Below are 24,095 nucleotides of genomic sequence, written 5' to 3' on the forward strand. Positions count from 1 at the left end.
GCGAGAGCGAATATCAGATTTGAGCCTGGAAGAGCAGCTATTTGCGGCCGCGCAACGCCTTGGCCGCGGTTGCCTTGGGATCGCCGTCCTGGCTGAAACGCGCCATGCACATGGCCGCCGTCAGCCGGTAATGGTTGAGCAAGGCCTCGACCGCGCCGTCGGCGTCGCCATCGAGGGTGCGTTCGGCGATCTGGCGGTGTTCGGCAAGGTCGTCGCGTTCGTCTCCCGGGCCGTGCTGCGAGATCAGCCGGTAGCGGGAAGCCTGGTCGGAAAGCTGGTCGCAGAAACCGACCAGCCAATGCGACCGGCAGCCCGCGATCAGCGCGCGATGGAAGGCGCGATGCAGCTTCTCCCAGTCCGGATTGTTGGTCGAGGGCTCACCCGGCAGGCGGCGCTGGGCGCGCGCCAGGCGATGCAGCGCCAGCACCAGCTGCTCTTCCCATTCGCCGGTGCGGTGCTCGATCGATTCGCGCAGCGCCCTTTCCTCCAGCCAGCAGCGGGTGCGGGTCAGCTCATCCAGCTCCTCGGCGCTGACCGGCATGAGGAAGAAGCCGCGCTGGTCGTGGCGGCCGAGCAGGCCTTCCGAAGCCAGACGGTTAAGCGCCTCGCGCACCGGCGAAGCGCCGGCGCCATATCGCGAAACCACCCATTCGACCCGAAGCTTGCTTTCGGTCTCCAGCACACCGCGCAAGAGATCGTCCCGAAGTTGATGATAGACCGTGCTGGCAAGGGTGCTCTTGGGTCCGGCACCTTCATCGCCCGGATCGGCGGTTCCGTACGTCAATATCGCTCCTGTTGCCTGCCTTGGCCTGTTGTTGGTTCTTGTTGCGAAGCAGTCTCAATCCCGTACGCGTACTATACCGTGCCACACTTCGCGGCCTCAAGCGGAAGATGATGGTATTGGACTTAAAGAGGATAGAGCGCAGTGGCTCGCCGAAGTAACGGGCGGCTCAAGAATATTGAATTTTCTGAGAAGCTTGAGGCGCTGGACAGCGAAGCTACTCATTTCGGCTATCAATCAGACTGGGTATCCAGCCGAGATACGGTCAACGGCCAGGATCAGGCGGCGGCGCTGTCCGCCGCGGCTCTGATCGCCTCGATGTTGGCCCGGTAGGCCTCGACGCTGTCGCCCTTGAAGATGGCGGCGCCCGCGACCAGCACATCGGCGCCCGCCGCGGTGACCAGCGGCGCCGTCTCCGGCGACACGCCGCCGTCGATCTCGATGCGGATCGGACGGTTGCCGATCAGCGCCTTCACCCGCTTCACCTTGTCGACCATTGCCGGAATGAACGCCTGACCGCCAAAGCCCGGATTGACGGTCATGATCAGGATCAGGTCGAGCCGGTCGAGCACGTATTCGACAGCGCTTTCGGGTGTCGCCGGGTTGAGCGACACGCCGGCCTTCTTGCCGAGGTTCTTGATGGTCTGAAGCGAGCGGTCAAGATGCGGGCCGGCCTCGGCATGTACGGTCAGGCCGTCGCAGCCGGCCTCGGCGAAGGCGGCCAGATAGGGATCGGCCGGCGCGATCATCAGATGGCAATCGAAGAAGGCCTTGGTACGGTTGCGGATCGCCTTCACCACCGGCGGGCCGAAAGTGATGTTGGGGACGAAATGGCCGTCCATGACGTCGAGATGGATCCAGTCGGCGCCGGCCGCCGCGACGGCTTCGACCTCGTCGCCGAGCTTCGAGAAATCCGACGCCAGCACCGATGGCGCGATCAGGGTTTTCTTGGCCATGTCCGCTTCCCGTTCTTCAAGTCCGCTCCGCCCTAGCGCATCGGCTGCAAAATCGGAACCGATTTTCGGAAAGGACATGCCCGATTATGTGTTGGAGGGCAGCTAGCGCCAAAAGGACGCACGTCGCTGTAGACCAGGATGACGTTTAGTGATCCCCGCAAAGGAGAGAGGCGGCACCGCCTCTCTCCTGATTTGCAGCGGGATTCAGTTCACCTGAAGCCGTGACCTGGCCTGCCCCGGCAGAAACGACTGGCCTCTGCCTTGCTTCAACTTCTGCAGCCCAAGCGTCTTCGAAGCCGGCCTGGGCACGCAATGTCCGCGCACCGTCATTTCGGTTGGCCGGCAGCCCGTGGTGATGATTGCGTCCCTCACACATGCCTTGCCGACCAGATGGTAGCCGCGTTTGCAGTCGATGATGATGGAAGGCTTGCGCACGCATTCGCCATTGACGCGCTGTTCGTCACGCCGGCATTTCCCGGCGATCACGGCATTCTTCACGCATTTCAGGCCGACCTGATGATAGCCGGGCAGGCAGTGGATGCTGACGCCGATGCACCGGCCGTCGACCAGCTTCTCGGTGTTCTTGCATGCGGCCACCAGCGGCCTGTCGACACATTTGCCGCGCAGCAGACTTTGGCTGGGCAGGCATTTGCGGCCGGGATCAACGACGACCGGCGGCAGCCTGGGCTTGCCGAAGTCGGGTCGCGTGCTTGAGACCAGATCGTCGACCTTGGGCTCGATAGTCCGTTTTATGCAGGTGAAATCCTCCGCATCCATGTCGATGGTGGCGATGGATCCATTCGGCTTGATCTCCTGCAAGGTGCACTGGATCGAGCGGGTCCTGCTAATGCTGAGATCGTGCGCGGCACTGGCCTTGAACACACCGCCTTCGTTGAAGGCGACCGCGGTCCCGGTGAAGAAGGCGCCATTCGAGCAACCGATCCGATAGTGCAACGCGCCGGGAGCATCGCGGCTCGCTTCGAACGCGACCTGGCCTTTGCGCGGGCAAAGTTTCCTGGATCCGGCGCTGTCGGAAACGGTCACTTCGCCTTGCCAGTCGGCCTTTGCCGGCGGGTTGTCGGGATCGGGCTGCGGTCCATCGGTGAAGCCGCCGCCGCCCGCGCCAGTGCAATGGACGGTGATGTCCTTCCAGCCGTCGAAGGGCTCGAACGGGCCGTTGCCGACTATTTCGGTCTTGTACTGGAAGTACGCGGTCGCTCCGACATTCTCCCATTTCTCATAAGTGGCGAAATAGCCGTTCTTGCCCGCGTCGAAGGACGCCCAGACCTGCTTGAACTCCGATGTGATCGGCCCATTGTCCTTCTGCCGCCAGATGCGCATCGATACCGGCCCGGCCTTGTTGGCCTGCGCGCGGCTGGTCACCTTGAGCGCCGGGCACACTGTGCCGGGTGTCGAGCCGGGCTGGTTCGAGCGGTAGGTGGTCAGGAACAGCTTGACGTTCTTTGTCTCGAATTCGCCGAAGTCGACGGCGATGTCCTGAGCCGCCGGTTTGACGACGGGATCGCAGGCGACCTGAACGTCGAACGAACCGTGTTCGGCATAGTGCGATTCGTAGATCGGATAGGGCCAGCTGCCGCCCGTCACCTCGGTGGCGGCATTGTGCATGTCGAGCGCCTTGTCGGTCAGCGCCGAAAAGGTCGCGTGAAAAGTGTGTGTGAACGAGTAGGACTTCGTCGGCCCATCGGGCTGGAGGTGCTGGTTGCACTTGGCGATAATCTGATCGCCATAGGGCACCGACACGATGTCCGCATTCGAAGACAGCGCCATGATCGAGGGATCGAAGGAGAAGTTCTCCTGGTGATCATAGTCGCGGCTGACCGGCGATGCGCTCCAGATCGGCGGAAACGCCCCGCACTGGCTGGGGCCGCATACGCCGAGCGATACACCGACCTGCTGCACGTAGCCTGGCCAGCGTGTGTCGATCTTCATGTGGCCCCAGAACTGGACCGTGCCGCTTTTCAGCCTGTCCCATTTCTGTTTGTCGCTCGAAACGACATGTAGCGTGGTGTTGACGCCCTGCGTGTCGAACGACATCGACTTGATGTTGGCCTGTGCGGCGAAAGCGGAGGTGCTGACTAGTCCGGCTGCGAACAGCGCAACAGTCGCAACCGTATTGCGAAAGGCATAGCTGACTGAAGACATCTCTCTCTCCTGATGTGTTCCTTCAGCGATTGGTCGCCGCTCGCGGCATCAAGGTTCACGCGGGCGATCCCGCCAACGAAAAACCCCGCCGGATTGCTCCGGCGGGGTTCTGGTTTTCCTATGCTAGATCACGGCTTGGAGTTCTGGATGTTCGCACCCGCCGGATCCTGCTGCACCTGCGGCGTACGTCTCGGCACCAGCTGCTGCAGGATGTTCGGATTGAGCAGCAGGTTCGGGTTGACCTCCACGCCCGGCTTGCGGAGCGGGACGCAGTTTGGATATTTTCCGGTCGTCCCGGTCGGGCAGCGCCGCAGGATGATGATCGGCTGGCACTGGCCGTTGATCAGCTGCGAACCCGGCGCGCATTCCTGCCGGACCCTGCGGCAGGCGCCGTCACGGACCTCGGTGCCACGCGGGCAGACGCACTCGCCACGCTTGTTGTGGACCTGGCCGCGAATGGTGCACTGCTCCAGTTCGGGCTTCTTTTGCCGGCAGGCGCCGTCGCGGATCTCCGTACCCCTCGGGCAGACACAGTTGCCGTTGGCGTCGTGGATCTGGCCGCGGATCGTGCACTGCTCGGGCTGTGGCCGGATCGGCCGGCAGGCGCCGTTGCGCAGCTCTGTCCCCTTCGGGCAGACGCAATCGCCATCGGCATTGCGGACCTGGCCGGGGATGCGGCACTGCTCCGGTTTCGGCCGGATCGGCCTGCAGGCGCCATTGCGCACCTCGGTTCCCTTCGGGCAGACGCAATCGCCGTCCGCGTCGTGGACTTGGCCGCGAATGGTGCACTGCTCGGGCTTCTGCTTGTCCCGCACGCAGGCATTCGCGATCCTGTCGAGATGCGTGCCCTTGGGGCAGTAGCAGCTGTCGCCGTCCGCCGACGGCACCGAGCCGGGTATGGTGCACCCTTGCGTGATCTTCACGCAGGCGCCGTTCTCGAGCTCGGTTCCGCGCGGACAGACACAGCGCCCGTCCTCGGTGCGGATCTGGCCCTTGAGCAGCACGCAGGGCTTGGGCTTCGGCTCGACGATGACGCCGCCGCCCGTGCACTGGCCGTTGCGGTAGGTGGTGCCTTCAGGGCAGACGCAGCGGCCGGCATCGTTCATGACGAAACCTGCCGAGCACTGCTTCTTCACCTCGTTCCTGATGGTGAAGGGATGGCACGCATAGGCCCTGCCGCGATTGCCCTGGATGTTGGCCTGATCGCCGGAAAGCACGTCGCCGCCGCCCTGCACCCGCGTATCCGGGGACAGGACGCCAACGCAGTTCTGACCGTTGACCGTGCCCTGCAGATTGGCCAGGCGGCCGTCATCGGGGATGACCACGGTGACATTGTGCACGTGGCTTTCCCCGGCGCCGAGCGTCAGGTTGGCAATGCAGGACAAAGGCAGCGTCGTCGGTTCGGGCGAGCAGCCGAAGGGCGGCTCGATCGACGTGATCTCGACGCCTTCCAGCCTGCCCAGTCCTTCCACGCCGATCGCATCGCCGATCCGGACCGGACCGGAGAAGGCGCTCGGCCCATCGTTCGTGATGGTGATCTCGAAGGAGCAGGGCTGGCCGGGCTGGCATTCGCTGTCGCCGGTCTTCTCGACGCGGATGGTCGGAGCCCCGCCGCCCTTGGCGCAAGCCTGGCCGATCGGATAGACGATGTCGTCTCCCGGCGCCGGCCCGTAGGATCCGCGCGCGCAGTTCTCGAACTCGCCATTGGCCGAGACCGTCACGTCGAAGTGCCTGGACGTTCCGGGCGTCATCACGGCGCCGGGAATCTGACACGACAGCGTGTTGGCCGGAACCGGTCCGCAGGCCCATTCCGCGCCGTCGGGAGTGACGGTCTGGATCTGGACCGGCGCGCCACCGGCCACCAGCGTGGCGGCATCGTTGACCCGCACCGGACCGGTGGGGGCCGCCGTGCCGGCATTGCTGACGGTGATGCGGCAGGAAACCACCGCGGCACCGGCCAGCGAGCCGTTGCACACCTTGGTGATACGCAGGCCGGGCTTGCCGCCATTGGGATGGCGGAAGCGTTCCTTGGCGCAGGCCTTGTTGTTGGTGAGGTCGACCTCACCGGGGATCGCCCTGACCTCGGCGCAGTTCTCGACGCTGTCCGACTGGTAGTTTGCCGGCATCACCGCCTTGACGACGATCGACGTCGAGGCGCCAGGCATCAGCACGATGCCGGGATTGTCGCAACGGAACTGGCCGGGGCCGTTCGGTCCACAGCTCCAGGGCGGAGACGGGCCGAAGGTCGAGGAGGCCGGCGCACCGCCGGGATAGCTGTCGATGACCGTCAGCGGTCCGTTATAGGGGACGCTGCCGTTGTTGATGAGGTCGATGACGAAGTAGCAGATGCCGTCAGCCGTGCAGACCGGGATGCGGGCACGCTTCTTCAGGATCAGGTCGACCTTCTTCTCGACCGGCGGCCGGCACTCGGGGTCGCGATCGCCACGCCGGCAGATCGGGATCGAGGCGCAGCCGCGATCGTTCTGCTGGCTGCCGAACAGCGGCTTGCCGCTGGCCTGGTAGTCGTAGATGGCGCAGTTGCGCAGCACGCGTCCCTGCCAGCCCGGCGCCGGCTTGAAGCCGAGCTTGAGGTCGACAAAGGCGCCTGGGTTGAGCGTGGTCACCGGATGGGTGCAGGTCATCGGCGTGACGCCGGGCACGCAGACCCAGGGCGGGTTCGGGCCGGAATCCAGCACCGAGCCGGCCGGCAACGTCACCTCGTCGAGCACGATCTTGCCGTGATAGGGGGTGCCGCCGACATTGCTGACCCTGATGGTGAAGTCGCAGCCGCCGGCCATCGTGCAACGCGTGACATCGGCGCGCTTCTCGACCTTGAGGTCCGGCTCCTTGTCGGGCGGGCATCTGAGATCGCGCGGGATGACAATGTCGATGGTCTGCGTGCAGCACAGGCCCCAGCCCTCCTCCGGACCGGCATAGGTCTCGATGCCGGTGACGATGAGGTGGATGACATCACCGGGCGATGCGCCGACGATCTTCCAGTTGAGCACGCCGCCGCCCGCCGGCACCAGCTGCGTGTCGGGGATGATGGTGATGCCGGGCGTGGTCGTCGAGACCTGCACCCACTTGCCGCCCATCTCCGGGCCGACAGGCATGTGGTAGATGAAGGCGCCGCCGCCGGGCACGCAATCGACCGTGCCGCGCTCCACCTTGAAGCATTCCTTGCCGGGAGGTGGTGGTGGCGGATTACATTTGGTCAAGTCGATGCGGATCGAGGTCTTCTCGCCGGTGAGGAAATCGCCGTCATCCGGCTTGCCCGGATCCTGCGACGGGATGATGGTCCCCGGGCCGCCTCCCATCGACACTTTGATCGTGCCCTGGTTGTCGACCATGGCCGGCGCGGGGAACGCCGCGTGGTCGATCTTGGCCACGATCTGGAAGGTGATGGTGCGTTCGTTCGCGGCGCCCATGCCGTCGAGATCGCTGGCGGAAATCCGGAAATCGGAAACCGTCGCGGTGTCGTTCGGGTCCGCCGAGGTGCTGATCACCGCACCGGGCAGAGCGCCGCCGCCGGCATCGGTGCCGTCGCCGGACACATGCACGCTGACGATCTGCAGGCCATGCGGAAGCTGGTCCTTGAAGTCGAGCCTGGCGTTCTTCAGCGCATTGGCAAGCACGGGATTGGCAAAGGCTTGCGCATTGCCGCGCAGGCCGAACGTCAGCGTGTAGAAGGCATAGTCGCAACTTCTCTGGCCGCCCTTCTTGGTGAAGAACGGCACGATGCGCCCCGGCTCGGGATTGACGACACGGGGATTGTCGAGCTCAAGCCTGGGTTCCGGGCCTGCGGCCTCGACGATCTTGGCCGGGATGGGGTCCTCGGCGAAGGCCGGCAGTGCCGGCATCATGGCGACCGCGATACCGGCCGCCATCAGCCAGCGCGCGCCGCGCCTGGCATATGACAGGGGTTTCATGATCGTCTCCATGACGGTGGGTTTGCTGCTGCTCGGAGCAAGCGGGGAAAGCGCGGAAATGGTCATCTTTCCCTCCCTCACGGTTCGCAGCTGACGGCTGGGGTTCTGAGCGGCAGGGTCATTTTGCAGCAAGGGTAGTAGCCGCCCTTGTCGCGGTCTGACTGCCTGTAGAAGCAGAGCCCGACATCGACCGTGTCGCCCGGATAATGGCCGGTGATGCCGATCGTGTATGGCGTGCCCGGCGCATGCGACATGGGTGAGGTCACCCCGACGCCTGGCGTCTTGGACAGAGCCTTGATCGAATCGCCGCCGAAGCCGGCATGGTCATGGAGATAGAGATCGGCCTCGAGGCCCGAGGGCGTGCAGAAGTACTGGACATCCTCGACATCGAGACAGGGAGGCAGATTGCCGGGCGGTGGAAAGTCCGGCGGATAGAATGGCGGCAGGTAACCGCCAGGAATTTCCTCATAGTAGCCGGCACGGCCCTCGCAGGGACGCCAGACCCTGACGTCGCCGACATGGCCTTCCACTTCCGGGTCCTCGAAATAGCTGTCGAAGTCGACGAACCAGGAGCCGAAGGGCGGCACGTTGGCCGGCTTGACCAGTGGGGTCGGTGTGAACTGGACGCCATGCACGGCAAAAGGCCCGCCAGCGGCGAGCTGCTCGGCAAGCGCCGGATTGTCACGCAACTTATCGCCGGTGTTGACCAGCGTGTCGGTGCAGACACTGGTGTCGAGATTGCCCTCGGCGTCATAGCCATATTGCAGGTCGACGCCGCCGGCCGACTGGCGGTTGCCTTGCGGGAAGCCGATCGCATATTCCTGCGGCTCTTCCACCCAGACCGATTCCGTCGCCGGATCGTCGGGATTCTCGCGCCAGTAGCGGATGACCTCGCCCTTGCCGGAATCGGCGAAGCGGCTGTAATCGTAGCGGTTTTCCACCGGGCCGCGCTGGGCCAGGTACATGAAGCCCTTGTTGTCGAAAGCGATGCCGGTGACGGCGTAGTCCTTGTCGGCCTTGACCGTCAGCTCCCAGCGCGGATCGCCGGCGAAGCGGCCGTCGCGGGCAATGCCCACCGACCAGACCTCCGCCTTTTCGCCGACCGTATAGTAGATCCGGCCGCCGTGATAGGCGACCGCCCAGACGCGGCGCTCGTCCTGGGTGTAGCCCCATGTGTCGGGGTCTTCGCTGTCGAAGGCGGCGCCCTGGATGTCCATGACGGCGCCGTCGTCGGCGACCGGGTCGAGCCCGTGCGCCGGGCGTCCGGCGACGCCATGGTCGAACGTGTCGATCAGCATGCCGTTGGCGTCGATGCGATGGATCAGGCCAGTGTCGAGATCGGAGGCGAAGAACTGGCGATGGATGGGGTCGAAGGAAAGGTTGCCGATGCCGGGCCCGCTGTTGGTGTCGATATCGGCGAATTTCGCAACGGCGCCGGTAATGCCGTCGATCTTCCAGATCGTGCCCGGCCCGCCGCCATTCTCGGTGCCGAACTGGCCTTCCATGAAGGCAGCACCGGCAGCGCCGCGGCGCTCTCGCTCGGGCCGTCCGTCACTGTCGGCGTCGGGCGTGACGATCTCGATGCCGTGCAGCGAAGTCGCGGCGGCATAGAGGTTCGGGATGCCCGACGGCACGCCATCACGCACGCCGTCGTCATAGGTGAGGCCGAAGACCTCGCCGATCTGGCCGGCCGTCACCTCGAAGGGCGGCGGCGTGTAGACGAGCTGGCCCGAGGCCGGGCCGCCGAGATGCGAGACGTCGAAGACGCGCAAGGAGGCGCGGCTGGTGTCGATGAAGGTTTCGTCGACCGGATCGACGCCGGGCGGAAGGCCCCCCTCTTCGGACTCGGAAGAGTCGAAATTGGGGATGACGGTGCCGGGGAAGCCGGTCACCGCCATCGAGCCAGGATAGATGATCTGGGTTTCCTGCGCGCCGGCAGGGCTGCCGAGCCACAGGCCGGCGCTGAGCGCAAGAGCAAGAAATCCGCTGGTTGCCTTTGCCGCGCGGCGCAAACGGCCGGCACGAGCGTGCGCAAGAGCGCCTTGGTCGCAGGACATAGAACTCCCCCCGAAGTCTATGGAAGAACCATCCGGCATTGCCGCGCGAATCAGGGCAAGGCTCGGCGTTCCGGCACGTTCTTCCCTGATCGAATTGTCTGCTTTCCTCATGCTCACGATACGCCGGCTCTTACGCAGGGTCAACGGAATCAGCGGAAAGCCCAGCGCATCGACCCTGTCCCGAAGACGGTGGTCGCGCCGAGCTTCTGTTGTTCCCGGAGACCGTGGAGCCTCTGGGTTTCTGGTCATTGGGTTTTCCTTTCCCGGGCCGCAACATGCGGCGCCTGAGCGTCAGTCGCGGGCTGACGCGGAAAGGTTCATGCCGCCGCCGATGGAATCCTGCGGCCGGCTTTCCGCCACGGCGGCCTTCTGTTAGCGTTGGTGCGGATAAGGGTTGGATAGTCAGGGAGGGGGCATGACAGGCAAGCGCCTCATACTGCTGCTGGCGTCGCTCGTCCTTTCGTCGCCGGCATTGCCGTCGGCGGCCAAGACCCTGGTCTACTGCACCGAGGCCAGTCCCGACACATTCGATCCGGCACTTGCCTCCGGCACCCGCGATGCGTCGGCGACCGCGCTCTACAACCGCATTGTCGAGTTCGAACCCGGCACGACCAAAGTGCGTCCCGGCCTCGCCGAAAAATGGGAGGTCTCCGACGACGGGCTGACCTACACATTCCATCTGCGGCGCGGCGTGCGATTCCACAGCATCGAAGGCTTCACCCCGACGCGCGACTTCAATGCCGACGACGTGCTGTTCACTTTCGAGCGCCAGGGCAGCGCCGGGAACCCTTTCCACAACTATGCCGGCCGCCAGTACATCTATTTCGACGGCATCGGCATGCCGGACCTCGTCGTCGGCTGGCGCAAGCTCGACGACTACACCGTCGTCATGACGCTGAAGGCGCCGCACTCGCCGATGCTGGCCGATCTGGCGCTGGATTTCGCGTCGGTCGTCTCGAAGGAATATGCCGACAGGCTGCTGGCGGAGAAGCGTCCGCTGGACCTGGCGACAAGGCCGGTCGGAACCGGTCCGTTCCAGCTTGTCGACTATCAGCAGGATGCGGTCATCCGCTACAAGGCCAATCCGGACTACTGGCGCGGCCGGGCGAAGATCGACGATCTGGTCTTCGCCATCACCACCGATGCCAGCATCCGCATGGCAAAGCTGCGCGCCGGCGAGTGCGATGTCATGCCCTATCCCAATCCGGCCGACCTCGAGGCGATCAAGGCCGCGCCCGGCATCAGGCTGATGCAGCAGGAGGGCCTCAACACCGGCTATCTCGCCTTCAATACCTTGCAGAAGCCGTTCGACGATCCGCGCGTCAGGAAGGCGATCGACATGGCCATCGACAAGAAGGCGATCGTCGATGTCGTTTTCCGCGGCACCGGCGAACTGGCTCGCAATCCGCTGCCGCCGACCTCATGGGCCTATGACAAGTCCGCTCCCGGCGATGGCTACGATCCCGATGGCGCCAGGCGCGAGCTCGCCGCCGCCGGCGTCCATGATCTGCGCATGAAAGTCTGGGCGATGCCTGTGCAGCGGCCCTACAACCCCAACGCCCGGCTAATGGCCGAGATGATCCAGTCGGATCTCGCCAAGATCGGCGTCGGTGTCGATATCGTCACCTATGAATGGGCCGAGTATCTCGCCCGCTCGAAGGCGCGCGACCGCGATGGCGCCATGCTGTTCGGCTTCACCGGCGACAATGGCGATCCGGACAATTTCCTGTCAGTGCCGCTCGGCTGCGCCGGCGTCGGCACCACCAACCGCGCCAACTGGTGTTTTGCCGCTTTCGACGCGCTGCTCAAGCAGGCGGCGGCCATCGTCGATCCCGCCGCCCGTGCGAAGCTCTATGTCGAGGCGCAGCGACTGTTCCGGGAACAGACGCCATGGGTGGTCATCGCGCATTCGGTGGTGTCGATCCCGATGCGCGAACGGGTTCGAGGCTACGTCATGGATCCTTTCGACCACCATGACTTCTCCGGCGTCGACATCCAGGACTGACCGCCCGGTGGCGGCCGCGGACCTCGACGTCTATGTGGAGAGCCTCAGCAATTTCGGCTCGTCGCGGGAATACTCGATCCAGTCGCTGCTGCCTCATGTGGAAGAGGCCGGGCTGAAGGTGCGCGTGCTCGATCGTCCGGCGGGCGGCAGCCGTGCGCCGGCCGCCCTGCTGCATGTCGACCTGACGGAAGTGCCGCAAGAATATTCCCAGATCGGCATTCTCTACCAGCGCACCATCAACGGCCGCGCCCTCTCCATCCACCGGCACCTCTATTCGACGCTCAGGCTGAACTACGGCGACAGCCACCCGGGCCCGGTCGTCGTCAAGACGGTGCTCAACAGCCGGGGCCGGCCCGAGCTGCGCTGGCGGCAATACCGCAATGGCTGGACGCGGGCAGCGCATGCGTTGCGCAAGATCGCGACGCCGGACTACAAGGAGCGCCTGTGCCCGCGCTACCGCGTCTACGGCACGATCGCCGAGGTTCCGGCGGAGGTCTGGCGCGACGAGAGGCTGATGGTGGAGAAATTCGCTTTCGACAGCCTCGACCTGCCGATCGTGAAACATCGCTACATGTTCCTGCTCGGCGCCGAACTCAACATGCGGCAGGTCTACGAAGACGTGCTGTGCGCGGGCGCCAAGATTGTCAGCAACGAAGTGGGCGGCGCGGTTCCCGACGAGGTCAGGGCGGTGCGGGAGAAGCTCCACCTCGATTACGGCGCGATCGACTATTTCATCGTCGACGGCAAGGGCATCGTTGTCGATGCCAACAAGACGGTCGGTTCCAATCCGAGCTGGCTGAAGCGCAATTTGTTTCGGCAGGAATTCGACCACCGCATGGCCGAGGCGCTGATCGGCTTCATCCGCGGCTGAGCGAAGGACGCCGGCTCACCAGATCCAGTCGCCCTTGCCGAGCGCTGTTGCGGCCTCGACGACGCGGGTGAAGCTGGCGCGCGCCCGGCCGACCGTGTGCCGGGCCCTCAGGTAGCCATGCACAAGTCCCGGTTCCTCGAACCAGTACGCATGTCCGCCGGCCGCGACGACGCGGTCGCGATAGGCCTCGCCGTCGGAGGACAGCGGGTCGCATTCGGCGGTGATCAGCACGGTCGGCGGCAGGTAGGCGAAGTCGGCATCGGCGAGCGGCGCCAGCGTGATGTCGCCGGTGCGGTCCTCGCCACCGGTGCGGATGTGCTTGTAGAATTCGAGGTCGCGCACGGTCAGCATCGGTGCTTCGGCATGCGTCACATAGGAGCCACGAGACCGGTCGCCGCCGAGGCCGGGATAGATCAGCAGCTGGCCGACCGGTCTTTTGGCATGGCCGCGCGTCGCATGGCTGACGGCGGCGCAAAGATTGCCGCCGGCGCTGTCGCCGCAAAGCAGGACGGGGCGATCGTAAGCAGCGGCGGCCCATTCGAAGGCTGCCATGACATCGTCGAAGGCGGCCGGGTGCAGGTGCTCCGGCGCCAGCCGATAGTCGACGGAAACCACCTCGAAGCCGGTGCGGGCGCAGAGCTCGGCGCAGACATCGTCATGGCTGTCCAGCCCGCCGAGGATGAAGCCGCCGCCATGGACGTAGAGCACCATCGCCGCCGTCTGCGGTTTTGCGTTGCGATAGAGGCGGATCGGGATGTCTTGCGCGGGCGCCGGGATGGCTGTGGTCTCGACCGTCACGCCTTGCGGATAGCCGGCAAAGAATTCCCGGCACATGCGGTCATAGATCGCGCGCTGCTCTGCGATCGTGTAGTCGATCGTATCCGGCGGATAGTAGGAGTTGGTCTTCTCGATGAAGGCGCAGGTCTCGGCGTCGATGAGGGTTTTGTAGTTGGTCATGCAGGATGACCAACTTTCGGTGATGGCGCCCAGGCCCCCCTCTCTGTCCTGCCGGACATCTCCCCCTCAAGGGGGGAGATCAGATGTCGCGAAGGCTTTCGCCAATCTTCTACGCTGGAAGAAAAGCGTAGAGGCTGAAGCTGCCGATCTCCCCCCTTGAGGGGGAGATGCCCGGCAGGGCAGAGGGGGGTGGGAGGGAACGCCATCGGCCGCGAGACTATCTGCCCTTCCACACCGGGTCGCGCTTCTCGGCGAAGGCCCGGAACCCTTCCATATTGTCTTCCGACCCATAGAGGATATCGACGGTCGGCAGCTGGCGGCGTGTCACCTTGTTCATTGCGTCCTGGAAGGTGAGCGCCTCGGCCACGCGCGCGGTCTCCTTGATCGCGGCGAAGACCAGCGGCGGGCCGCTGGCCAGCATCCGCGCGATCTCCCAGACGCGGTCCTCGAGCTTGTCCTTGGGCAGCACCTCGTTGACCAGGCCCCAGCGATGCGCTTCCGCGACATCCATCCAGCGGCCGGTGAGCAAAAGGTCCATCGCGACATGGTAGGGAATGCGTTTCGGCAGCTTGATCGTCGCAGCGTCGGCCAGCGTGCCGGCGCGGATCTCGGGCAACGCGAAGGAGGAATGGTCCGAGGCGTAGATCAGGTCGCAGGACAGCGCCAGCTCGAAGCCGCCGCCGACCGCCATGCCGTTGACGCAGGCGATGACCGGCTTGTTGAGGTCGCGCAATTCCTGCAGCCCGGCGAAGCCGCCGACGCCATAATCGCCGTCGACCGCGTCGCCGCCGGCCGCCGCCTTGAGGTCCCAGCCGGCGCAGAAGAACTTGTCGCCGGCGGTCTTGACGATGGCGACGCGCAGGTCTGGATCGTCGCGGAACGCCTTGAACGTCTCGCCCATCAGCCGCGACGTCTTCAGGTCGATGGCATTGGCCTTCGGCCGGTCGAGCGTGACTTCGAGGATGGCACCCTCGCGGCGGGTCGAAATGACGTCAGACATTCTTCTTTTCTCCAAGCACCAGCAGCGCGTCGGCGATCCAGGCGCCCTTGCCTTCGGCGCAGACGATGAGCGGATTAATGTCGAGCTCCTCGATCTCGCCGGCATTCTGCTGCACGAAGCCGGCGATGCCGGCGATGGCGTCGATGGCAGCCTGAACATCGGCCTTGGGCCGGCCGCGATAGCCTTCGAGCAGCGGATAGAGCTTCAGTCCACGCAGGGCCGCTTCGATGTCGTCGCGGGTCGCCGGCAGCATCAAAGTGACGCTGTCTCGCAACAATTCGACCAGCACGCCGCCGGTGCCGAGCGTCATCACCGCGCCGAACATCGGGTCGCGGGTGAAGCCGACGATCAGCTCGGCGACGCCGTCGCGCACCATGCGCTCGACATAAAGGCCGGTGCCGAGCGGCAGGAGGTCATGGGCGGCATTGCTGACGGATTCGGCATCCTTGAGGTTGAGGATCACCGCGCCGACTTCCGATTTGTGGGTGACGCCCAGCGCCTTCAGCGCCACCGGGAAGCCGAGCGCCATGGACGAAATCACCGCCTCGACCGCATTGGCGGCGCGCTCGCCCTTCGGCACCGGCAGGCCGGCCTTGATCAGCCGCGCCTTGGCCTCGGCCTCGTCGGGCGTGACATGGCCGCCGCTGGCGACGCCGGAAGCAGACGTGTCGACCGGCTGCGCCTCGGGCTCGCGCCAGGCCCAGCCGATGAAGGCGGCGGCTTGCGCGGCATCCATGGCTTCCGAGATGCCGAACAGCGGCACCATGCCGCGCGCCATCAGCCCGGCGGTGTATTCCTCCGGCAAGTTCTCCGGCAGCGAGGAGACGATCGCGCCTTGCGCCTTATTGGTCTTCAGCGCCGCCTCGAAGGCGCGCAGCGTCGTCCACCAGTCGGTGTCCGAACAGCGGTCGGGACGGGGGAAGTCGAGCACCAGCATGTTGAGGTCGAAGCCGCCCGACACCATGGCGGTGAAGGTCGCCGTCATCGCCGGCTCGTTGTTCCAGATGAAGGTGTGGTAGTCGAGCGGATTGGCGACCGCGACCAGCGGCCCGAGCGTCGATTTCACATGGGCGCGGTGCTTGTCGGTGAGTGCAGGGAAATGCACCCAGCGCCCTTCGGCGCTGTCGGCCATCACCGAGGCCTCGCCGCCCGAGCAGCTCATCGAAGACAGCTTGTAGCCGGGCAGTGGCCCGGTGATGTGCAGGAGCTTCAGCGCCTCGATGAAGGCCGGAATGGAATCGACGCGGGCGATGCCGAGCCGCTTCAGGAACGCGCCCGAGGCGGCATCCGAGCCGGCGAGCGAGGCGGTGTGCGACACCGTCGCCTGTCGCGCCTGTTCCGAACGGCCGACCTTCATGGCGATGATCGGCTTCCTCAGCTCGCGGGCCCTGGCCGCCAGCCGCTCGAAGCCGGCTACTGAGTCAAAAGCCTCGATGTGCAGGCCGAGCGAGGTGACGCGCTCGTCCTCGATCAGGCCGAGCGCCATTTCCGAGAGGCCGGTCTGCGCCTGGTTGCCAGCGGTCATCAGGAAGGCGATCGGCAGGCCGCGCTTCTGCATCGTCATGTTGATGGCGATGTTGGACGACTGGGTGATGATGGCGACGCCCTTGCCGCCGTCGGGCAGCCTGATACCGCCATGCTGGTCGGGCCACAACAGCGCGCCGTCGGCATAGTTGATGAGGCCATAGCAGTTCGGACCGATGATCGGCATCTGGCCGGCGGCGGCGACGAGCTCGGCCTGCAGCCGTTCGCCGTCCTCGTCATAGGCCTCGGTCTCGAGGAAGCCGGCGGCGAAGCAGACGGCGCCGCCGGCGCCGCGCTCGGCCAGTTCCCTGATCACCTCGATGGTGAGATGGCGGTTGACGCCGACAAAGGCGGCGTCCGGCGCGCCGGGCAGGTCGGCGACGGAGCGGTAGGCTTTGCGCCCGGCGACCTCGTCCTTTGTCGGATGCACCGGCCAGATTTCGCCGGCAAAGCCCATCTTGATCGATTGCGCTACGACGGCGGCGGCCTGCGCGCCGCCGAACACGGCGATGGACTTCGGGCGCAGGAGACGTTCGAGTTTATGCATGGTCATCTTTTCGTTTGAGCATGATCTTCCCCCCAACCGGACCCCGGTTTGGGGCACATCATGCCCTAAGCCCCGAACGGACGCAGCAGCGCCCGCGAAATGATATGTCGCTGAATCTCCGAAGTGCCTTCCCAGATGCGCTCGACGCGGGCGTCGCGCCAGATGCGCTCCAGCGGCAGGTCGTCCATCAGCCCCATGCCGCCATGGATCTGGATCGCCTCGTCGGCGACGAAGGCTAGCATCTCCGTAGCCTTCAGCTTGGCCATGGCCATGTCCTGATCGGTGACGGTGCCCTGATCGTACTTCCAGCCGGCTTCGAACACCATCAGGTCGGCGGCCTTCAGTTCCGTCGCCATGTCGGCGAGCTTGAACGACACGCCCTGGAATTTGCCGATCTGCTGGCCGAACTGCTGGCGCTGCGCGGCATATTCGATGGCGTGGCCGAGCGCACGCTCGGCGCGGCCGAGGCAGGTGGCGCCGACCTGCAGGCGGGTGGCGCCCAGCCAGGAATTGGCGACCTCGAAACCCTTGTGGACCTCGCCAAGGACCTGGCTCGCCGGCAGCCGGCAATCGTCGAATTCGAGAATGGCGTTGGTGTAGCCGCGATGCGAGACGTTGCGATAGCCGTCGCGCACCGTAAAACCCTTGGTGCCCTTGTCGACGAAGAAGGCGGTGATCTTCTTGCGTTTGCCGCGCGGCGAATCTTCTTCGCCGGAGGCCATGAAACAAATCGCAAAGTCGGCGATGTCGGCATGGCTGATGAAGTGCTTGGTGCCGTTCAGCACCCAGTCGTCGCCGTCCTGCACCGCGGTGGCCTTCATGCCGCGCAGGTCGGAGCCGGCGCCGGGCTCGGTCATTGCCAGGCAGTCCCATTTCTCGCCGCGGATGCAGGGGAAGAGGTATTTCTCGCGCTGCTCCGGCGTGCCGGCGAGCAGGATGTTGGACGGGCGCGCGACGCAGGTCCAGTGCAGCGCGTAGTTGGCGCGGCCAAGTTCCTTCTCGTAGAGCAGCCAGCTCACCGTATCCAGACCCGCGCCGCCGACATCGGCCGGCATGTTGGCGGCGTAGAGGCCGGCTTCGATCGCCTTGGCCTTGATCTCGTCGACAAGCTCGCGGCGCAGCACGCCGGTCCGCTCCACCTCGCTCTCATGCGGGTAAAGCTCGTTCTCGACGAAGGCGCGCGTCGTCTCGACGATCAGTTTTTGTTCCTCGGAGAGACCGAAATCCATCGCCTCAGCCCTTCTTCTTGCTCTTCTTCGACTTTTCGGCCTTTGCCGGTTTCGCGGCCTTCTTCACCGGCTTGGCAGCCTTGGCCTTCTCGGCCGCCTTGGAGACCGGCTTCTTCGCCGCCAGCTTGGCGAGCTGCCTGGTATAGTCCTTGTGCAGCGCGCCGGCGCCCCAGCCCTTGCCCTTGTTCTGCTTCGACAGCGCATCCATGATCGCGACCAGATTGTCGTCGCGGATCTTTTCCAGCTCGCGGATCGACAGGCCGTGCGCCTGCTCGTCCGACTGGGTGGCGATGAGATCGACCAGCTCGTCGTTGAACTCCGGCACGTCCATCAGCTTGGTCCACGGCCATTTCAGGCACGGGCCGAACTGTGCCATGAAGTGGCGCATGCCGGCCTCGCCGCCGGCGACGCGGTAGACCTGGAACATGCCCATCTGCGCCCAGCGCAGGCCGAAGGAATAGCGCATGATGTCGTCGAGTTCCTCGACGGTGCAGATGCCGTCCTTGACCAGCCACAGCGCCTCGCGCCAGGCGGCTTCGAGCAGGCGGTCGCCGACGAAGGCCTCGATCTCCTTGCGCACCACCACCGGTTTCATGCCGATCGAGGCATAGAGCTCCTTGGCGACCTCGATCGCCTCCGGGAAGGTCTGCTCGCCGCCGACGATCTCGACCAGCGGCAGGAGATAGACCGGGTTGAACGGATGGCCGACGACCAGCCGCTCCGGGTGCTTCTTCATCGCCACCTGCATGTCGGTCGGCTTGATGCCGGAGGTCGACGAGCCGACGATGGCATTGGCCGGCGCATGGGCGTCGATCTCGGCCAGCACCCTGTGCTTGAGGTCGAGTCGCTCCGGCACGCTTTCCTGGATGAAATCGGCGTCGGCGACCGCCTCGGCGATGGTCTTGGCGAAGGTCAGCTTGCCTTCCTTGGGCAGGCCGCCGGGCAGCATCTGCTTATAGGCGCGGCGGGCGCCCTTCATCACCTCGCCCACTTTGCGCGAAGCTTCGGGATCCGGATCGAAAATCGACACATCGATGCCATTGAGCAGAAGCCGCGCCACCCAGCCGGCGCCGATGACGCCGCCGCCTATGGCGGCTGCCTTGTTGATGATGCTCATGCGGAAGCTCCGGTTCTGGTCTTGGCGATTTCGGGATCGGTAAGCGGCACACGCTCGCCGGCGCGGATCACGGCCGGGTCGTAAGCCTTGCGGGCGAAGACCTCGAGCACGAAGGGCCGGAAGAATTCGATCGGCAGCGTGTCGTAATCGGGGTCGAAGCTCGACTGGTCCCAGCGCTCGCAGAACCGGTCGCAGTCGTCGAAATAGGGATGGCCGGCGAAGCGGTCACGGGCGTGGCGGTTGCCGCCGAGATGATGCGCGTAATAGAGGCGCTGGAAATCGCCGTGCTTCTCCACCACCCAGGTGCACTGCTCGCGCACGAAGGGCTTCAGGATCGCGGCCGCGTATTCGTCGTGATTGTAGGGCGCGTAGATATCGCCGATGTCGTGCAGCAGCGCGCAGGCGATCCAGTCGGTGTCGGCGCCGTCGCGCCAGGCCCGAGTCGCCGCCTGCAGCGAATGGCCGAGCCGGGTGATCTTGTAGCCGGAGAGGCCCTCGTCGAGCTGCACCAGCGCGGTAAGCAGCCGCTCGCCGGTTTTCGCAGCATAGTCGACCTCATGGGCGGTCAGGAATTCGTAGTCTTCCCTGTCGCCATCCTTCATCGCGGTGAATTTGACGGTAGCCATTTCCGACTCCCCAAATCAAGCGGCTATCGGCGCCCGCTTGGTGAGGTTGAGCTTCTTGCGCACTTCCTCCGGCCCGAGGATCCTGGCGCCGAGATTGGTGACGATGCTGGCGGCACGCTCGACGAGCTGCGCATTGGTCGCCAACACGCCCTTGTCCAGCCAGAGATTGTCCTCAAGGCCGACGCGGACATTGCCGCCGGCCAGCACCGCGGCGGCGGCATAGGCCATCTGGTTGCGGCCGATCGAGAAGGCCGACCAGTTCCAGGTCGACGGCACGTTGTTGACCATGGCCATGAAGGTGTTGAGATCGTCGGGCGCGCCCCACGGCACGCCCATGCAGAGCTGCACCAGCGCGTCCAGCTTCAGCACCTGCTCCTCGACCAGCTGCTTGGCGAACCACAGATGGCCGGTGTCGAAGGCCTCGATTTCCGGCTTGACGCCAAGCGCCGTCATCATGCCGCCCATGGCGCGGAGCATGCCGGGCGTGTTGGTCATGACATAGTCTGCCTCGGCGAAGTTCATCGTGCCGCAGTCCAGCGTGCAGATCTCCGGCAGGCACTGGCGCACATGCTCCATGCGGTTGGTGGCGCTGCCCATGTCGGTGCCCTTCTCGTTGAGCGGCAGCGGCGCCTCCGGCGAGCCGAACACCATGTCGCCGCCCATGCCGGCGGTGAGGTTGAGCACCACGTCGACATTGGCCTCGCGGATGCGCTCGGTCACCTCGCGGTAGAGATGGATGTCGCGCCTGGGCTTGCCGGTCTCGGGATCGCGGACATGGCAGTGGACGATCGCCGCACCCGCCTTGGCGGCGTCGATCGCCGAATCGGCAATCTGCTTGGGCGAGCGCGGCACATGCGGGCTGCGGTCCTGCGAGCCGCCGGACCCGGTCACGGCACAGGTAATGAAGACCTCACGGTTCATTGCGAGCGGCATTGGACTTCCTCCCAATCAAGACAGACCCAACAATGACCGACTTGCCGGAAACTGTTTTGCGCTTTACGAAGCTGACATGACTAAAAGCGAAAAGCCGACGATCTTTCGCGCCGAGCACGAAACGCTCAAGGTGACGTTCCTGGTGTTCTCCGGTTCGTCGATCATGTGCGTGGCCTCGGCCGTCGACCCGCTGCGCGCCGCCAACCGCATCTCCGGCGAGACGCTGTTCGACTTCAAGCTGGTTTCGGTGACGGGTGAGGCGCCGGTCACGACTTGTGGCCTGCCGGTGGCGGTCAGCGGCCGCTTCGATGCCGCGGAGCCGACCGATGTGTTGGTCGTCGTCGCCGGCTTCGGCACGCAGAATTATGCCACGTCGGCGCTGCTTGCGGGGTTGCGGAGGGCAGCACGTGCGGCCCGCGCTTGCGGCGGCGTCGAGGCCGGCACCTGGCTGGTGGCGCGGGCCGGCCTGCTTGAAGGGCGAAGCGCCACCACGCATTGGGAAGACATGGAGGATTTTTCCGCCGCCTTCCCGGGCGTCGACGTGCGTCCGGACCGGTATGTCATCGACGGGCCTGTCTTCACCTCCGGCGGCGCCTCGCCGACCTTCGATCTGATGCTGCATCTCGTGCGGACCAGGCTCGGCATGGCCGTGGCGCTCGATGTGGCGAGCGTGTTCATCTACGACCAGGCGCGCGCCGCGACTGATGCGCAGCCGCTGGTCTCGCTCGGAAGGCTCGACGGCTACGACCCAAGGCTGGCGCAGGCGATCCGGCTGATGGAATCGCATGTCGACCAACCGCTGACCATCGACGCCGTGGCCAAGCGCGCCGGAGTGACAGCGCGGACGCTGGAAAGCATCTTCCGCAAGTCGATCGGCGAGACGCCCGGCGCCTATTATCTGCGGCTGCGCCTCAGCGCCGCCCGGCGCCTGGTGGTCGACACGCGGATCGCCATGGCCGACATTGCCGGGCGCACGGGATTCTCCTCCGCTGCGGCATTCTCCAGGGCATTTTCGAGGGCTTTCGGCGAAGCGCCGGTGAGGCTCCGCCGGGGATAGACTACGCGGCGTTCTGCCGGGTGCTGGCGCTGTCGATCTCGGAGCGCATCTGTCTTGCAATATGGGTCTCGAAGCGGCTGGCGACCGCGCGATCCCATTCGGTCGCGCCGCGCGAACCGGCCTTGCCGTGCGGCAACGCCATCAGCCGGTCGATGATCGAGCCGGCCTCGCCAGATGAGAGCAGGGCGTCGATTTCGCGTTCGTGCTGCATATCGTTTCGCCTCCTTCTTCCTGATTCCCGCCACGAGCCGACACTATACGAAATCCGTGACGGCTGTTTGAAGGCAAGAGAGAGGCGATTGAGGGGCGGCGCGGGGCAAAACCTTGTCGTCGGTTTCTGCCCCGCGCAAAGCCGTTTTATCTTAGCAATTGCTTGAGTTAGAGCAATTCCAGGTTTTCCGTCCTGAATGCGCCAGAACAAATAGATAGGGCCGGCGCCGGCCCTCACACATAGCGGTTGACGATGTTCTCCAGCAGTTCCTGGCGGCCGGAGCGCGGCTGCGGCTCGATCTTCTTCTTGACCACGCGCTCGGCGATCTCTTCCAGCGTGCGCTTGCCCGACAGCATCGCCTTGCCCTCGGCCGTGCTCCAGCCGGCATAGCGCTCGGCCAGCGGGCCCGACAGCGCCTTGTCCTCGATCATTTTCGCCGCCGCCTTGAGGCCGCGCGCGCAGGCATCCATTCCGCCGATATGGCCGATCAGCAGGTCCTGCGGATCGAGCGACTGGCGCCGCAGCTTGGCGTCGAAATTGGTGCCTCCGGTCTTGAAGCCGCCGCCCTGCAGGACCTGGTAATAGGCGAGCGCCATTTCCGGCACGTTGTTGGGGAACTGGTCGGTGTCCCAGCCCGACTGGTAGTCGTTGCGGTTCATGTCGATCGAGCCGAAGACGCCGAGCGCATTGGCGAGCGCCAATTCATGCTCGAAGGAATGGCCGGCGAGGATGGCGTGGCCCTGCTCGATGTTGAGCTTCACTTCCTTCTCCAGCCCAAAGCGCTTGAGGAAGCCGTAGACGGTGGCGACGTCGTAATCGTACTGGTGCTTCGTCGGTTCCTGGGGCTTCGGCTCGATCAGGATGGTGCCCTTGAACCCGATCTTGTGCTTGTAGTCGACGACCAGGCTGAGGAAGCGCCCGGCCTGCTCCTGCTCGCGGCCAAGGTCGGTGTTGAGCAGCGTCTCGTAGCCCTCGCGGCCGCCCCACAGCACGTAGTTCTCGCCCTTCAGGCGCTTGGTGACGTCGATGCAGCTTTTCACCGTCGCCGCCGCATAGGCGAAGACATCCGGATCGGGATTGGTGGCGGCGCCCGACATGAAGCGGCGGTGCGAGAACAGGTTCGCCGTGCCCCACAGCAGCTTGACGCCGGTCTTCTTCATCTTGGCGGCAAAATAGTCGGCGATCTCGTCGAGGCGCGCGGCGCTCTCGGAAAAGTCCTTGCCCTCGGGCCGGACGTCGGCGTCGTGGAAGCAGAAATAGGGCGCGCCGAGCAGCGAAAACATCTCGAAGGCGACATCGGCCTTGAGCTTCGCCAGCTCCATCGTGTCGATGCCGCCCGGCTTGGCGAACCAGGGACGATCGAAGGTCTGGCCGCCGAACGGGTCGCCGCCGGGCCAGGCGAAGGAATGCCAATAGGCGACGGCAAAGCGCAGATGGTCTTCCAGCCGCTTGCCGGCGACCACCTCGTCCGGATTGTAGAACCGGTAGGCCAGCGGATTGGTCGAATCCGGCCCCTCGTACTTGATCGTCTGGATGTCGCCGAAAAATCCGCTGCCCATGATTCTTTCCTCTCGCAAGTTTCTGTCCGCCATTACCTCAGGCGTAATTGGTTTCATGTTGGCGCTGGCCGAAAAGGGTCATGTCGAAACGATCCAACGAAGGATGAAGACCATGACCGACCTCAACACGATCGCCCGGAACTACATCACCGCCTGGAACGAGAGCGATGCGGGCCGCCGCAAGGCCCTGCTCGAAGCGGCCTTCACCAGCGACGTCAGCTACCGCGATCCGATCATGCAGGGCGACGGCCACGCAGGCATCGCCGCGCTGATCGACGGCGTGCAGCAGCGCTTCGCCGGGTTCCGCTTCTCGCTGAAGGGCCAGCCGGACGGATTTGCCGATCAGATCCGCTTCTCGTGGAATCTCGGTCCTGAAGGCACGGAGCCCGTTATCGAAGGCACCGACATCGGCGTCATCGAGAACGGCCGCCTGAAGAGCGTCACCGGCTTCCTCGACAAGGTGCCGGCGCAGTGAGACTAGTCGGGTAGGAGAGGCGCGAGGCCCCCCTCTCTGCCCTGCCGGGCATCTCCCCCTCAAGGGGGGAGATCGGCTGTCGCGCCGGCCTTCGCCAA

18 protein-coding genes are annotated in these 24,095 nt (G+C 65.1%); 4 read left to right on the top strand and 14 right to left on the bottom strand.

What is annotated here, in order from left to right; translation table 11 throughout:
* Positions 1 to 37: 37 nt before the first annotated feature.
* From EN857_RS02590 to EN857_RS02610, 5 genes are all read right to left on the bottom strand, one after another.
* Positions 38 to 784: a GntR family transcriptional regulator gene (locus tag EN857_RS02590; protein WP_127391743.1), complete on the bottom strand. Its 747-nt coding sequence runs from the start codon at positions 782 to 784 to the stop codon at positions 38 to 40.
* A 275-nt stretch (positions 785 to 1,059) separates the two neighbouring features.
* Positions 1,060 to 1,737, bottom strand: coding sequence for a ribulose-phosphate 3-epimerase (gene rpe / locus EN857_RS02595; protein ID WP_127391744.1), 678 nt, complete (start codon positions 1,735 to 1,737; stop codon positions 1,060 to 1,062).
* A gap of 204 nt (positions 1,738 to 1,941) precedes the next feature.
* A complete protein-coding gene (locus tag EN857_RS02600) occupies positions 1,942 to 3,900 on the bottom strand; it encodes an EB domain-containing protein (protein WP_127391745.1) in 1,959 nt (652 codons plus the stop codon).
* 128 nt (positions 3,901 to 4,028) lie between these two features.
* Complete coding sequence (locus tag EN857_RS02605; RefSeq protein WP_127391746.1) at positions 4,029 to 7,895, bottom strand: hypothetical protein; 3,867 nt, start codon at positions 7,893 to 7,895, stop codon at positions 4,029 to 4,031.
* A gap of 11 nt (positions 7,896 to 7,906) precedes the next feature.
* The gene (locus EN857_RS02610) at positions 7,907 to 9,886 is read right to left on the bottom strand and encodes a hypothetical protein (RefSeq protein WP_127391747.1); all 1,980 of its coding nucleotides are present in this window, start codon (positions 9,884 to 9,886) and stop codon (positions 7,907 to 7,909) included.
* 415 nt (positions 9,887 to 10,301) lie between these two features.
* Here EN857_RS02610 and EN857_RS02615 point away from each other — a divergent pair, with 415 nt between their 5' ends.
* A complete protein-coding gene (locus tag EN857_RS02615; protein ID WP_127283445.1) occupies positions 10,302 to 11,891 on the top strand; it encodes an ABC transporter substrate-binding protein in 1,590 nt (529 codons plus the stop codon).
* 7 nt (positions 11,892 to 11,898) lie between these two features.
* Positions 11,899 to 12,762 carry a hypothetical protein gene (locus EN857_RS02620; RefSeq protein WP_127394082.1) on the top strand — a complete coding sequence of 288 codons (864 nt, stop codon included), beginning with the start codon at positions 11,899 to 11,901 and terminating at the stop codon, positions 12,760 to 12,762.
* 15 nt (positions 12,763 to 12,777) lie between these two features.
* Here EN857_RS02620 and EN857_RS02625 read toward each other — a convergent pair whose 3' ends face one another.
* The 7 genes from EN857_RS02625 to EN857_RS02660 form a co-directional block, all read right to left on the bottom strand.
* Positions 12,778 to 13,719, bottom strand: coding sequence for an alpha/beta hydrolase (locus tag EN857_RS02625; protein WP_127394083.1), 942 nt, complete (start codon positions 13,717 to 13,719; stop codon positions 12,778 to 12,780).
* 217 nt (positions 13,720 to 13,936) lie between these two features.
* On the bottom strand, positions 13,937 to 14,719 hold the full coding sequence (locus EN857_RS02635) for a carnitinyl-CoA dehydratase (protein WP_127392483.1): 783 nt from the start codon (positions 14,717 to 14,719) through the stop codon (positions 13,937 to 13,939).
* A complete protein-coding gene (locus tag EN857_RS02640) occupies positions 14,712 to 16,790 on the bottom strand; it encodes an acetate--CoA ligase family protein (protein ID WP_127392489.1) in 2,079 nt (692 codons plus the stop codon). The genes EN857_RS02635 and EN857_RS02640 overlap by 8 nt, the downstream gene beginning before the upstream one ends.
* Positions 16,791 to 16,855: 65 nt before the next feature.
* On the bottom strand, positions 16,856 to 18,019 hold the full coding sequence (locus EN857_RS02645) for an acyl-CoA dehydrogenase (protein ID WP_127392484.1): 1,164 nt from the start codon (positions 18,017 to 18,019) through the stop codon (positions 16,856 to 16,858).
* A gap of 4 nt (positions 18,020 to 18,023) precedes the next feature.
* Positions 18,024 to 19,136: a carnitine 3-dehydrogenase gene (locus tag EN857_RS02650; RefSeq protein ID WP_127392485.1), complete on the bottom strand. Its 1,113-nt coding sequence runs from the start codon at positions 19,134 to 19,136 to the stop codon at positions 18,024 to 18,026.
* Positions 19,133 to 19,762 carry an HD domain-containing protein gene (locus EN857_RS02655; RefSeq protein WP_127392486.1) on the bottom strand — a complete coding sequence of 210 codons (630 nt, stop codon included), beginning with the start codon at positions 19,760 to 19,762 and terminating at the stop codon, positions 19,133 to 19,135. Before EN857_RS02655 ends, EN857_RS02650 begins: the two co-directional genes overlap by 4 nt.
* A 15-nt stretch (positions 19,763 to 19,777) precedes the next feature.
* Complete coding sequence (locus tag EN857_RS02660) at positions 19,778 to 20,695, bottom strand: 3-keto-5-aminohexanoate cleavage protein (protein ID WP_127392487.1); 918 nt, start codon at positions 20,693 to 20,695, stop codon at positions 19,778 to 19,780.
* Between the two features lie 76 nt (positions 20,696 to 20,771).
* Here EN857_RS02660 and EN857_RS02665 point away from each other — a divergent pair, with 76 nt between their 5' ends.
* The gene (locus tag EN857_RS02665) at positions 20,772 to 21,752 is read left to right on the top strand and encodes a GlxA family transcriptional regulator (RefSeq protein ID WP_127283454.1); all 981 of its coding nucleotides are present in this window, start codon (positions 20,772 to 20,774) and stop codon (positions 21,750 to 21,752) included.
* 1 nt (position 21,753) lies between these two features.
* Here EN857_RS02665 and EN857_RS02670 read toward each other — a convergent pair whose 3' ends face one another.
* Both EN857_RS02670 and xylA read right to left on the bottom strand, forming a co-directional pair.
* The gene (locus tag EN857_RS02670; RefSeq protein ID WP_127283455.1) at positions 21,754 to 21,963 is read right to left on the bottom strand and encodes a hypothetical protein; all 210 of its coding nucleotides are present in this window, start codon (positions 21,961 to 21,963) and stop codon (positions 21,754 to 21,756) included.
* Positions 21,964 to 22,196: 233 nt separating this feature from the next.
* Positions 22,197 to 23,522 (bottom strand): xylose isomerase, encoded by a 1,326-nt coding sequence (gene xylA, locus EN857_RS02675; RefSeq protein WP_127283456.1) that lies wholly within the window; start codon positions 23,520 to 23,522, stop codon positions 22,197 to 22,199.
* A 112-nt stretch (positions 23,523 to 23,634) separates the two neighbouring features.
* Between xylA and EN857_RS02680 the strand changes: the two genes are divergently transcribed.
* The gene (locus EN857_RS02680; protein ID WP_127283457.1) at positions 23,635 to 23,997 is read left to right on the top strand and encodes a nuclear transport factor 2 family protein; all 363 of its coding nucleotides are present in this window, start codon (positions 23,635 to 23,637) and stop codon (positions 23,995 to 23,997) included.
* The last annotated feature ends 98 nt before the right edge of the window (positions 23,998 to 24,095 follow it).

It is taken from the genome of Mesorhizobium sp. M4B.F.Ca.ET.214.01.1.1, from assembly GCF_004791545.1.
GTDB classification, from domain to species: Bacteria; Pseudomonadota; Alphaproteobacteria; order Rhizobiales; family Rhizobiaceae; genus Mesorhizobium; species Mesorhizobium abyssinicae.